At 54.2% G+C, this 12,123-nt stretch carries 12 protein-coding genes; 2 read left to right on the top strand and 10 right to left on the bottom strand.

Annotated features, from left to right (window positions below):
• The 10 genes from APH30_RS22700 to APH30_RS22650 form a co-directional block, all read right to left on the bottom strand.
• Nucleotides 1–597, bottom strand: a 597-nt coding sequence (locus tag APH30_RS22700; protein WP_177333776.1) for an ATP-binding protein, incomplete at its 3' end; no start/stop codon positions are given.
• A 45-nt stretch (nt 598–642) separates the two neighbouring features.
• Nucleotides 643–921, bottom strand: coding sequence for a hypothetical protein (locus APH30_RS22695; RefSeq protein ID WP_054913832.1), 279 nt, complete (start codon nt 919–921; stop codon nt 643–645).
• A gap of 210 nt (nt 922–1,131) precedes the next feature.
• Nucleotides 1,132–2,247 carry a DNA cytosine methyltransferase gene (locus APH30_RS22690; protein ID WP_254176700.1) on the bottom strand — a complete coding sequence of 372 codons (1,116 nt, stop codon included), beginning with the start codon at nt 2,245–2,247 and terminating at the stop codon, nt 1,132–1,134.
• Between the two features lie 422 nt (nt 2,248–2,669).
• Entirely contained in the window at nt 2,670–3,665 is a 996-nt protein-coding gene (locus tag APH30_RS22685) for a ParB/RepB/Spo0J family partition protein (RefSeq protein WP_054913831.1), read from the bottom strand.
• 113 nt (nt 3,666–3,778) lie between these two features.
• The gene (locus tag APH30_RS22680) at nt 3,779–4,918 is read right to left on the bottom strand and encodes an AAA family ATPase (protein ID WP_054913830.1); all 1,140 of its coding nucleotides are present in this window, start codon (nt 4,916–4,918) and stop codon (nt 3,779–3,781) included.
• Nucleotides 4,919–5,188: 270 nt separating this feature from the next.
• On the bottom strand, nt 5,189–5,380 hold the full coding sequence (locus APH30_RS22675; RefSeq protein WP_054913829.1) for a hypothetical protein: 192 nt from the start codon (nt 5,378–5,380) through the stop codon (nt 5,189–5,191).
• A 100-nt stretch (nt 5,381–5,480) separates the two neighbouring features.
• Nucleotides 5,481–5,795 carry a hypothetical protein gene (locus APH30_RS22670; RefSeq protein WP_054913828.1) on the bottom strand — a complete coding sequence of 105 codons (315 nt, stop codon included), beginning with the start codon at nt 5,793–5,795 and terminating at the stop codon, nt 5,481–5,483.
• A gap of 138 nt (nt 5,796–5,933) precedes the next feature.
• Complete coding sequence (locus APH30_RS22665; protein ID WP_054913827.1) at nt 5,934–6,356, bottom strand: hypothetical protein; 423 nt, start codon at nt 6,354–6,356, stop codon at nt 5,934–5,936.
• A complete protein-coding gene (locus APH30_RS22660) occupies nt 6,357–7,313 on the bottom strand; it encodes a replication initiator protein A (RefSeq protein ID WP_054913826.1) in 957 nt (318 codons plus the stop codon). It abuts the gene before it with no gap.
• Nucleotides 7,314–7,660: 347 nt separating this feature from the next.
• On the bottom strand, nt 7,661–8,512 hold the full coding sequence (locus tag APH30_RS22650; RefSeq protein WP_054913824.1) for a hypothetical protein: 852 nt from the start codon (nt 8,510–8,512) through the stop codon (nt 7,661–7,663).
• A gap of 338 nt (nt 8,513–8,850) precedes the next feature.
• Between APH30_RS22650 and APH30_RS22645 the strand changes: the two genes are divergently transcribed.
• Together APH30_RS22645 and APH30_RS22640 are read left to right on the top strand one after the other, a co-directional pair.
• Nucleotides 8,851–11,868, top strand: a complete 3,018-nt coding sequence (locus tag APH30_RS22645; RefSeq protein WP_044261451.1) for a Tn3 family transposase — start codon at nt 8,851–8,853, stop codon at nt 11,866–11,868.
• Nucleotides 11,868–12,123 (top strand): hypothetical protein (locus APH30_RS22640; RefSeq protein WP_054913823.1); only part of this gene is annotated, 256 nt, incomplete at its 3' end. The genes APH30_RS22645 and APH30_RS22640, both read left to right, overlap by 1 nt.

The raw sequence follows: 12,123 nt of genomic DNA, 5'->3' as shown, positions 1-12,123 counted from the left end.
TGAGACGGGGCCTTCTTCTTTGGCTCGGTAGTAAGCCCAGTCGTCCTCAAAGTCCCATTTTTCATTGGCCGGATTGCGCGTAATGACGCGCCCGTTCAGCTCAACGCTAATGGGCGTGTAACGAACCAAATCGCGAATTTCCTGCACCGCTGACATCAGCTCGAGGTCGTTGAGGGCTTCGTACCAGGTGCCGGTGATACTGCAACCGTTGAGCGGTTCTTGGAGATCCTCAAGCTCGTAGCTGTAGCCCATGACACGGGTATCAACTCGCATTGACCAGCGGTTAGATATCCATTCAGTCCTGGCATGCGCCATGATCTGGCCGCGGCCTAAACGAAAACGTCCGTAAGTCGCGTCGCCTTCCTGGTGCGGCGTGCCGAATCGACCGAAGTAGCGGACAACATCATCACGGCTGGCAAAACCGCTGCCGTCGTCGACGCAATCGAATCCAGCCTTGGTCATGGTGAGTTTCACCGTGGTGGCCTTGGCGTCAACCGAATTCATGATCAACTCGATCACTGTCTTACCGATGGAGCCGGCCTGGCTGTAGATGATGTGGTGGATGATCTGGGGGTCAAGCTCAAAAGGTAGAAGCACGATGCACCTCCTTCACGGTTTATCGGAATGGTCGCAACGTGCCTTTCAACGCATACGCCGGCGAGGACGATCAGGGGTTTCGGCCCCTGCCCTTACCTGTTGCGCGATCCATTCGATTTGGGCAGTGTCCAGTCCGAACCGCTTCGCGTAATCGTCCCGGTGCTGGTCGAGGTCTTTGGAAAACTCACCCGAGTTGAAGTCTTTGCCAACGCGACGCAGGAAGCGGCCGGCGGCATCTTTGCCTTTATGAGTTGGATGTGAGCCATCCAGGATCAACTTCACTTCCTGGAGCAATTCGTCGTGGTTGAAGGTTCCAAGTGACATTTGGCAAATTCCGTATAATGGCCTGAATACAGAATATAGCACACATGTCTGAACTGTGGGCTACCCTACCCTTTTGCGTCAGGCCAAAAAAAACCGCTAACGATAAGCGGCAGATTCAATTCGGATGTTGCTAGTAGCAACACCCGCCTGTTGCTACTAGCAACACACAATTGTCCCCAGCTGGCTTGGCCACCCGGGAATCGGAATCGGCTAAATCACCATTGCCAGCTGCCCAGTTGACTCCGCTACCGAATAGGCGACATCGCCTAGCCGATCATTTAGCAGCTGAGTAACTGCGTGGTCATCGCAGTCGTAGTAGGCATCGTCCAGCAGAGCCGAAAGGTCTTGAAGCTCAAGCCCGTTCTGAACAGCAAGTGCCAATAGTCGAGGGTCGATGCGGTCATATTTTCCGCAGATTTCAAGTACTGGATTGTCAGCAGCGTTGTTGGCCAAGAAGAAGGCGTATGCAAAACCCTCAGGTGTCACGCTTCGTGCGTTCTTAGTAGCCAGGCTGCTTCCGCCGTACTGTGTGTGCATTTTTGAGCCTTCTGTAGGTAGGACCGGTGCGACGGGCAAATCTGCGTTGAAACGGCCCCAAATCAGCGTCTTTTTGGTGTACGGATCGCCGAGATCGCACGGGTTGAAACTGAGCCGCCATGGGGGCAGGCCCGCTAGTTTCTCGATCCGACCAACTGGATTTTCAACCGCCCAAATCGAAGGCCTGTAGTACTCAACCAGACGAATCGTTTGATGAACCAGTTCGATCGAGATCGCAGTTCGGCCATCGAGGTCCTTGGCTGCAAAGTGCTTTGCACCAGAGTTCGCAAAGTCGGTGCATGGGCAGGCGGCGATGATCGCGTACACGTCTGCCCCCTGGAAATCGCCGAAGAATTCCTTGAAAAATTCAACGTCGAATTTGCTGACGTCGCCTAGTTCAGGGTTGTCTTGAATATCGAATCGATATACCTGGTACCCGGCTTCAACCCATGGATCCGACCATTGACCACTTTTGTCGAACAAGGACAGGACAACTTTTCCGCTGTTAGCGCCTGTCTTCGCTTGATCCGCGGCCTGGTCTTTCCACTTGGTGATGACGCTCGCTGCATCGTGAAGGGATAACAGGCCATGCGATCGAGCCTTGGCACCGAGTCGAACAACATCGGTCGCTGATGGGGCTACGAAAAGACGATGAGCCCCCTCCTCATCCATCTGCTGGGCGATGGAGGCATATTGTGTGACGACTTGGCTCAATGGAAGATCTGGAACTGAGCATTGATGCTCTGGGGCATGGCTTAGTGCGGTATGGATGGATGTAAAACCGTTCATGTTCTTGCTCCTAGACGGGTAGACCCGCAGAGGCGGTAGCCGCCACCCCTGCAGGATGTCTAACACAAGAACATTATATACATACGTACGTACGCATACAACAAACAGACTAGGGCTGTTTCAACTCACTTTGTTTGGTGCTTTTCCATATGGCTCAGCACTACTTGCCTGTCGGCATGGACCATCGAGCACGCGGAGAAATCACCCTCCCACACAGCGGTCGCCCATGTTCCATCCAGCCCCGCCTGCCAGAATGCCCCCCACTCGCCATTTGGCAGCTCTAGTAGGAGCCATTCAGGAAAGGGGCATTTCCTGGCCAGGCTTAATACGTACCTGACATGATGTGGTTCACTAGGCCTTCCCATGCGTTGCACTCCAATCGCTGATTGAACCGGCCCAAATTCGGGCGGGCTCACCTAAGCTCACTTTCCTTTACCAGGTGTCGCAAATTCAGCGGCATCAATTGAATCGAGGAAAGCCGCGAGCTTGTCCATGATTTTCTGTGGGTCCACTTCCTTATCGATCTTGAATTCCAGCTTGCGACCATTCAAGCGAACAGATCCAAACCCTTGCAACTTCCGAGGCTCCGCCGCCTGGGCCTTAGGACCGCTACAAGCAGCGAGCTTCTGCCCAATGATCCGAAGTGCGGCCTCCTGGCCAGTTCCCTTTTCGGCCATTTGAATCACTACTCGATGCACGATGTTCACATCAACCTTCGAGTGCTCTACGAACTTTTTCGCATAGTTGGCAGTGATCAGGTCAGGTTTCGTGTTCAGAATTTCTTTGATCTGGTCAGGAAGCTGCACCAGGTCAAGGCACCGGTTCACGACCGTATGATCGACACCAAGGCGTCGAGCTAATGCACGCTGACTTTTGTCAGTACCTTTCAGCATATATCGCTGATAGCTCACAGCTTTTTCGTAGTCGGTCAGGTCATTTTGAATGTTATCGGTGATGGCCAACAGCATTGCCATGTCGTCAGACATGGGTTTGACAAAAGCCTTGATCGTCTCGCGACCTAGCATTTTATGAGCACGCCAACGGCATTCACCGCCGACAAGCTCATAGCGCTCACCCACAGGCCGGATCAAAATCGGTTTACCGAGGCCAACAGAATCAATTGATCCGGCGAGCTCTTCTAGCTTTGCCTGGTCGAAGAACATCCGTGGCTGATACGGAGATGGATCAATCAGTTCAACCAATACCTCTTCGAGCCATTCATCCTTTGGTATAAATTGACCTTCCCGCGGTACTGGTGCCACGGGCAGAGAAATTTCTGCATCCTGAGCAGACCCCATGGCCTGCTCAAGCATGGCGGATCTGCTGCGACGGCTGCCCGTTGATGGTGGCATTTCTGATGGCTTTCGTAGCGATGCCATTGCTGTGCTTGGCTTGCCTGGGTAGTCAGTCGATTTCATACGTCCCTCCTGTGTTGCTACTAGCAACAATCCATTCGGCTGTTGCTAGTAGCAACAAATTTCTGGGTGTTGCTACTAGCAACACTGTGAAAACCTGTTGCTACTAACAACATTCAATCCAGGGGCTGCGCAGCAACACGGCGGATTTTCTCCAGGACCTCTGCATGCACAGCACGAGCATTCTCGATTGTTTCCCGGTTTGCGCCTTTCCAAAACATCAGGGGAACACCGTCGTCGAGGGAATTTACGTAATCTGCAGAGTGGTAGATCTTTTCCTCAGTAACGCGCCCCGGAAATAGCTGATTCAACCGATACAGATTGTTCAACATCCTAGGCCGGCCCTTAGAAAACATCGTAGGCACCGCGACCAACTCTGGGGCAAATTTGTATTCACGGGCGAAAGCCGCGCACCATTCATGCAGTCGCAAGATCGCTTTGAATGAAAACTTGTCCATTCGTACCGGGCTCATGAGCAAATCACTAGCAGCCACCGTGTTCTTGGTAAGGCGGGAACCTGCGGGTGCGTTGTCGAAGATTATTACGTCGTACTGCGAGAGGTTGCAGCCTGGAATCAGTCCTGCACTGCCATCTTCAACCCACTTGGTGTACCACATATCCGAATTGTTGGCTGCGTCTAGGGCTACCCCGAGGTCCTCCAAAGAGGCGTCGGCGGGGATTAAATGAGGACCATTTTCACCAAACGGTTTTTTAATGACTTCATCGAGAGTTTTAGGTTGAAACGATCGCATACGAAGCATTGGGCTGATTAGGTGGCCAAGATGGCCATCAACGATTCGGTCAGCGGGGATGCCCAACTCCTTCAGATCTTCTGGAGTAGCGTCTGGGTCATAGCCCAGCATGCTCGAGGTATCCCCCTGCGGATCATTGTCGACCAATAGAACCCGCAAGCCCGCAAGGGAGCAGGCTATCGCCTGACCGACTGCAGTGGTGGTTTTATTAGTGCCGCCTTTCGAAATGTATGTAGACATGACCACCTGACGCGCCAAGCCCTTGAAGTGGCCAAGTTCACGACGAAGCGCTGCCAAATCGAAAAGGTCCGAAGGTGTGTAAACCCTGGAGGTTACCGTCCCACGCGGTACCCGCCGAATTTCAATATTGTTTGCTTCTTCAATGTCCTTCAGGCGCCGAGTCGTGAGGCCGAAGCAATCCGCGGCGAAACGCGGCGTGAAAAAGAGCTCGTTGAAATCCACATAGGTTGCGACATCATCGACCATTTCTACATTTGAGTTCATAGCACTTCTCCGTTTTGCTGATGAATCTAGTATAGAACCTGAATTTCTATTGTAAACCCGTGGATTCAGGTTATTCCTAGGTTTTTGCCTTTAAACCTGAATTCGGAGCCGTGACGTTGCTAGTAGCAACAGACCGGCCGCCCATGGCAGCGCAGGCCTGCAGCGAGCAGGGCTGAAAGCATCGGAGGAGGGCGGGGGAGGAGGGGAGATAAGCTGAAGAGGCGTGTTGCGACGAAGGTTAAGCAGGGTTCATACGAACCCGCTCGAGTATCACTTATTAGGTTGAGTTGGCTCGATACCCCAGAACTTTTCCAGGGCTTCCTCGATCAGGAATGACATCGCAGTGTTTTGTTCGAATGCCTGCTTGCGAAGACGCTCGTGGTAGTCGTCACGCATGGTGATAGTTTTTTGGCTCCGCTTGGTTTGCGAAGGTGCTGCCGCAGCGTCTTTTCGTCCAGCCATGACCAGGCCTCCATATGGATTGAAGTAGTGACAATAATAAACCGTTTGCTGTGTTATAGATACGTACGCACGTACGATGCGTACGCATCAGCACAGATCTTCACTGGGGCTCAACAAGCCTCGCGCCGCGCCCGTCGCTGGCTCCTCGTTTCAAGCCTGACAGCTGTTGGATAGTGTCTTGGAGGTTGCGCATGACATACGCAGGAAAGCCTGGCTTGCCTTCAGAATGGCGGTTCTTCAGATCTGCGATGTGATCGATGTCGAAGCCTAAACGCGTAAGGCTCAGATCATCTCCTTCAACAAGGGCACGATTAGCGGTGGTCATTACCGAATAGGCCTCTTCCAGCTTCCCGATTTCATCATCGAGATGGAGGGTGTCGTCGCGATCAACGGACCATAACGAAATGCGCTTCATGGTATAGCTCCTAGACGCTGATTGGTGGGCCTGGTAGCCGCCAGGCACAACACGGTGGGTTTCCTTACACACATTATACGTATGTACGTACGCATGCAACTATCAATGTCGGCGATATACGACGACATGGCTATTTTTCTATCTGGTGTCGCGGTTTGCTGAGACATTGAGCCGCAGCCGACGCTTGCGGGCGCACTCTTTCGAGCAACCTGCAAGATCGGCAATGGCCTGGTCAGACATAGTCCCCTGGAGATGATCAAAGTCGGTGATCGCTGATCTCTTGAAGGTGGGCTTTTCCAGCTGCTTGATGCGCTTTATGACAAAGTAGGCCGACACGCCTGCGAGCTTGGCGATTTCAGCCACTGGGCGCTTACCGAGGAGATGCTGATACTTGAGAAGGGCAGGGGGACAAGCCTCAGCCAGGGCAAATCGAACCTTTCCGATCTTGAGCCTGCGCCGACGCACGGCTTCGGCGCTGCAGTCTGCTAGTAGGGCAATGGCCTGGTCAGTACGCTCTCCCATCAAATGATCGTATTGCTCAAGCCTCGATCGTGCCGGCATTCAACACTCCATGTCTCGCTTTTCAAGAGCAGCGAACCACTCCATTTCACCTTTTGCAGCCAACTCCTCGAGGAGTGATTGCTCATCGCGTGTGTAAAACACGATCCGATGGGGCTTCACGCTGGTATCCAGCCCCATGTGGTAATCCGGTAGCAGGTCTCGCTGAATGATTTTGCGAATATCCGCCCTGAAATGAGTAAGGCTCTGTTTTGAGCCGCATTTTTGCTGCAGCGCAGCGATATCAGCTGCCCAAATCATCTTGCTGCCCAGGTGCTTACGAGCGAGCTCATACAGGCGTCGCTCAAGAGGCATCCGCAACCCAAAGTAACGTCGGTCAATGCTCATTACTTCAAAATGTAGAAAGGCGTTGTAGATCCATTCCGACAGCACGACCTCGCATTCCAATACGCCCTTGCCATTGGATGCAGTCTTGGTGACGGTGTAGTCTTCAATCCAGCCAAATCCCTTCGTCTGCTCTTGACCACCAGTTACGATATTGGTTTCGATCTGGGTGCCTCTTAATCTTCGAAGCATGTCCAAGACGTTGGAATACGCGTTTCCACCCGGATCCCTAGATGTACCCGTCAAAAAATCGTACGTATCGAACTTGACCCGCTTGGAAATTGGCATTCCTGCTTTACGTGCCTCGATAATCTGCGAGCCGAGGAACAGCAACAGGTCTTTATCGAATACCGTGGCAGCACCGATCACTGGCGGAATAATGCGTACTCGCTTGTTCGTGCCTGGTTGGCTGTACTCACGAACGCTCGTATCAGGTTTGGTCGACAGGCTGAATAGCGGGAATTCCATGCTGGCCAGGTCGTCCTTCACTGGCCACTCGACAATGTTCGCCTGGAACATGTCGGTCTGAACGTAGGGGGCTACGTTTGATTTTCGCCCTCTTTTGAGGGGCTTATCATCGTCCGCTGCCATATCGGCTATCTTCATCTCGATCATTACGCGATCCCGCCATTGTACACAGGTACGTACCGCCGCTTGTGCAGGAGGCGGCTGACCCTACGTATCAGTTTTGAACAGGCCTCATCAGAGACCAATATGGTTCGTATTTCACCGACACCAGGCTCTCCGGCGATTCCCCAGTTGCGCATCGCGACTGTGTGACCGATCAAGTCCACGAGGATCCGCAGCTCGTAAAAACGTGCACCACGTTCCCATCTTGCATAGTAGGGTCGGTTGAGGTAGCTGGTTGCAGTCGTTATCATGTGCGAACCCAGACGCTCCTAGACGAGTTCATTTCTGGTAGAAGCCCGGATCCGGTAGCCGCCGACCGGGCTTCGCTCTACTTAGGGAAGGACTTTATCGTCGTAGAGCATCACCATCTCGGCCATCACACACAGCTCCCCCTTCACTTTGGCCAACAGGCCGCGGCAATCACCTCGCTCCAGGATGCCTGCATCCCACAAACTGCATAGCTCCGAATAGGTGTAGGTCTGTTTCGGCCAGTCACAGTGCCGAACGAACGTCCAACCATGACTGTCGCGAAATTCGCGGGAATATGACGCGCCCATAATCACAAATTGTCGCCCATTGACCTTGACCGTTGGGACCGACGGCACCTTGTCCCCGGCCTCAGCGAATGCTCCAGGACAAACTGCATTATCCCACCGATGAGAATCGAGCTTGTGAAGGTGGACCACATCTCGAAAACTGGTGCGGAAAAAGCTCGACTCCCACGGAACAAACTCGCTCCAGCAACGTTGTTCAGCGCTTTTCAGCCAAGCCTGTATGACTACCGATCCTACGCCAGGAACATGGATTCCGAGGGTCTGTGAGCGCGGTGCCCGGCGCTGTTTAAAACGGCATCCAACTGAGCCACCCGCGTCCGCCAAAAAGGACAAATCAGCCCATTGATCCATCGAAACAGGCAACGCTGAGCGCCACGAAAATGAGCCTGCTTGAACGGTGTCGGTGCCACAGCGCTTTTCCTGCAGCAACGCTTGAAGACAGGATTCGATTCCTTGCTGGAACATCGGCCGGACCTCGGCGGGGACCTCGTCCAAGCGGCTAAAGGCGGTGTCCAACAACATCTTGTAAGCATCATGGGTGTATTCAGGTGATGACCAGCTCTCACTTGCACTGAAAGCCGTTTCAGCGACGCTCTCATCAAAACTCAAACCCATTTGCACAGGATTCATCTTTAGCACTCCTAGAAAAATTCAACCCGGTAGCCGCCGGGGAAGCAGGACAAGCTTCGGATGAAATTCTAGCATACGTACGTACGTATGTAAAAGCGCGTATGCTGGATACACCTGCGCGAGCTGGGGGAGGGGAGTATGAGACTGACGCAGGGCTGGACAACTTGGACGGCCTTGGGGGCGTTATAGGGGTTATGCCGAGATAAGGCAAAAATTAGGACATTCGTTCTGCAAGATATTGAACTAAAAGGAAATTTATTGAGTTCTTGATTGCTGGTCATCCCCCGCCTGACTAGCCGTCTATGCTGATGTTTTGCCTTACTTGGGGGATGAACTCAATGGCTTCGGTGGAAAGGACAGCCTACCCGCTCTTGCCCAGTCAGTTGCCAGCTAAGGAGCTGCATCGATGCTATTCCCTGTCTGATTCAGAGATCGAATGGGTCAATAACACCGCTAAGAGTCCAGCGCTATCGATTGGGCTGGCAATCCAACTAAAGGTGTTTCAGCAGCTACACTATTTTGTTCCGTTCGAGGAGCTTCCTCAGGAGCTCATCAGTCATGTCCGACAATGCCTTCGCTACGGCGCACGAATAGCTCCGCGCTACAGCAACCCCCGCACCCTTTACCGACACCAAGCGGCGGTTCGGCAGTACCTGCAGGTTACACCCTTCTATAGCAGCGACGGGCTAGCGATCACTGAGGAAATCGCACGTGACTGCGCTGTAGTGCTTGAGCAGCGAGTCGATCTCATTAATGCCATGCTTGATGAGCTGATTCAGCGTGGCTATGAGCTTCCGGCTTATTCGACGCTCAACAACATCGCAGAAACCGCTTTGGCGAGTGCTCAGGAAGTTACCTTCAACCTGATCGTGCTCCGAGCGCCAATCGAGGTGATCTACAAGCTAAAGGAGCTGCTCGACACGGATTTCGGGCGTCGGCAGAGTGACTTCAACGCACTCAAGCAGGCACCCAAGAAGCCTTCCCGCAAGCACCTGGAGGTGTTGATCGACCACCTGGCGTGGTTAGAGAGCTTCGGAGATCTGGATGCCATTCTTGAGGGGGTCGTCGATGCTAAGATCCGCCACTTCGCCACCCAAGCCGCCGCGTCGGACGTCGCCGAGCTGAAGGACTGCTCGCAGCCGAAACGCTACACACTGATGCTGGCCTTGATCTATCGGATGCGGGTGCGAACTCGGGATCACCTGGCCGAGATGTTCATCCGACGGATTTCGACGATCCACAAACGCGCCAAGGAGGAGTTGGAGCAAATCCAGGCGCGGCAACGCCAGAAGCTGGAGCAACTGGCGGCCACCCTGGATGGCGTGGTGCAGATTCTTGTTCAGGAACCGGATGACCAGGAGGCTGGCAGTCTGATCCGGGAATTCCTCTCTCCCGATGGCAACCTGGATCGGTTGCGCGAGACTTGCGCCGAAGTCCAGGCTACGGGCGGTAACAACTACCTGCCGCTGATCTGGAAGCACTTCAAGTCCCATCGCTCGCTGTTGTTCCGTCTGAGCCACCTTCTTCAACTGGAACCCACGACTCAGGATCGCTCACTTATCCAGGCGCTTCAGCTCATCCAGGACAGCGAAAATCTACACCGCGAGTGGATCGACGAGCATGTCGACTTGTCGTTTGCGTCGGAGCGCTGGGTTAAGGTCGTGCGTCGTCCTGCCAGTGAAGGGCCACCTACCAACCGGCGCTATCTGGAAGTCTGCGTGTTCTCTTACCTGGCCAGTGAGCTGCGCTCGGGTGATATGTGCGTGCTGGGGTCGGAATCTTTCGCCGACTACCGTAAGCAGTTGCTGCCCTGGGAAGAATGTTTCCATCGTCTACCGGCCTACTGCGAAAAGGTGGGGCTGCCTGGCACGGCGAAGGAGTTTGTCGCCTCCCTCAAGATTCAGCTGGAGGAAACCGCGCAGCATCTGGATGAAAAATTCCCTTCTTGCCGAGGTGACGTATCGATCAATGAAGCCGGCGAACCGGTGCTACGCCGAGTGATAGCGCGGGACATCCCGCCTTCGGCCATCTCGCTACAGACGGCGCTTATGCAGCGCATGCCGGCCAGGCACGTGCTCGACATCATGGCCAACATTGAGCATTGGATTCAGTTCACTCGGCATTTCGGGCCGATGTCCGGCAACGAGCCAAAGCTCAAAGAACCGGCCGAGCGCTACCTGATGACGATCTTCGCCATGGGCTGCAACCTTGGCCCCAACCAGGCCGCACGGCATCTGGCCGGTAATGTCACGCCGCACATGCTGTCCTATACGAATCGCCGCCATCTCTCGCTTGAGAAGTTAGACAAGGCTAACCGCGAGCTGGTGGAACTCTATCTGCAACTTGACCTGCCCAAGCTCTGGGGCGATGGCAAGGCGGTGGCCGCGGACGGTACGCAGTTCGACTTCTATGACGACAATCTGCTGGCCGGCTACCACTTCCGCTATCGCAAGATGGGGGCCGTGGCGTACCGACACGTGGCCAATAACTACATCGCGGTGTTCCAGCACTTCATCCCGCCTGGTATCTGGGAGGCAATCTATGTGATTGAGGGGTTGCTCAAGGTCGACCTCAGCGTCGAACCCGATACGGTGTACTCTGACACCCAGGGCCAGTCGGCCACGGTGTTCGCCTTCACTCATCTGCTGGGCATCAATCTGATGCCGCGTATCCGCAACTGGCGCGACCTGGTGATGTGCCGGCCAGATCGCGGCGTTTCGTATAAACACATCAACCGTCTGTTCACCGACACCGCCGACTGGCACCTGATCGAAACCCACTGGCAGGATCTGATGCAGGTCGCGTTGTCAATCCAGGCCGGCAAGATTTCCTCACCTATGCTGCTGCGCAAACTTGGCTCCTACAGTCGGCGCAACAAGCTCTATCATGCCGCGCAAGCGCTGGGCAGCGTGATCCGGACGATCTTCCTACTCAACTGGATCGGCAGCCGCGAGTTGCGCCAGGAAGTCACCGCCAACACCAATAAGATCGAGTCCTACAACGGCTTCTCTAAGTGGCTGTCCTTTGGCGGTGACGTGATCGCCGAAAACGATCCGGACGAGCAACAGAAACGCCTGCGCTACAACGACATGGTGGCCTCGTCGGTGATCCTGCAGAACACCGTGGACATGATGCGCATCCTGCAGAAGCTCGCCCGTGATGGCTGGCAGTTCACTGACGACGACGTATCGTTTCTCAGCCCCTACCTAACCAGCAATGTCAAACGTTTTGGGGAGTTCAACCTGAAACTCAAACGCCCACCGGAACCCTGGATCAAGGATTCCATTTTCCAGCAGGCTGCGGGATCAATGCGTGCGAAACAGATGTCTGACAGCAACGTTGAGGTGACGAACTGATGCATATCCCGCCAGCTTCGTTCCGCGTGACACCTTATGGGGACGTCGATACCAAGGTACTCGACTCTCTGCGTGCAAGCTACGACACCGCTCAGTTGCTCAACTTGGTCGACCGGCTGGATGCCTGCCTTGCTGAAATCGGAGGGGTCGGCAGCATTCGAGAAGACTTCCTACGCCTGCATGGCATGGCCATGACGGTACTGGAAGGTTTCCCCCTCACTGTGGCTACCAGTGATGTCGACAGTATTTGGGCGC

This window comes from Pseudomonas sp. NBRC 111127 (assembly GCF_001320345.1).
Classification (GTDB): domain Bacteria; phylum Pseudomonadota; class Gammaproteobacteria; order Pseudomonadales; family Pseudomonadaceae; genus Aquipseudomonas; species Aquipseudomonas juntendi.
This window is presented reverse-complemented; position numbering and strand designations above follow the sequence as displayed.

What these genes read in the sequence shown, in the direction of transcription:
- APH30_RS22695 (WP_054913832.1), bottom strand. Translation starts at nt 921, where the DNA reads ATGTCACTTGGAACCTTCAACCACGACGAATTGCTCCAGGAAGTGAAG.
- APH30_RS22690 (WP_254176700.1), bottom strand. Translation starts at nt 2,247, where the DNA reads ATGAACGGTTTTACATCCATCCATACCGCACTAAGCCATGCCCCAGAG.
- APH30_RS22685 (WP_054913831.1), bottom strand. Translation starts at nt 3,665, where the DNA reads ATGAAATCGACTGACTACCCAGGCAAGCCAAGCACAGCAATGGCATCG.
- APH30_RS22680 (WP_054913830.1), bottom strand. Translation starts at nt 4,918, where the DNA reads ATGAACTCAAATGTAGAAATGGTCGATGATGTCGCAACCTATGTGGAT.
- APH30_RS22675 (WP_054913829.1), bottom strand. Translation starts at nt 5,380, where the DNA reads ATGGCTGGACGAAAAGACGCTGCGGCAGCACCTTCGCAAACCAAGCGG.
- APH30_RS22670 (WP_054913828.1), bottom strand. Translation starts at nt 5,795, where the DNA reads ATGAAGCGCATTTCGTTATGGTCCGTTGATCGCGACGACACCCTCCAT.
- APH30_RS22665 (WP_054913827.1), bottom strand. Translation starts at nt 6,356, where the DNA reads ATGCCGGCACGATCGAGGCTTGAGCAATACGATCATTTGATGGGAGAG.
- APH30_RS22660 (WP_054913826.1), bottom strand. Translation starts at nt 7,313, where the DNA reads ATGATCGAGATGAAGATAGCCGATATGGCAGCGGACGATGATAAGCCC.
- APH30_RS22650 (WP_054913824.1), bottom strand. Translation starts at nt 8,512, where the DNA reads ATGAATCCTGTGCAAATGGGTTTGAGTTTTGATGAGAGCGTCGCTGAA.
- APH30_RS22645 (WP_044261451.1), top strand. Translation starts at nt 8,851, where the DNA reads ATGGCTTCGGTGGAAAGGACAGCCTACCCGCTCTTGCCCAGTCAGTTG.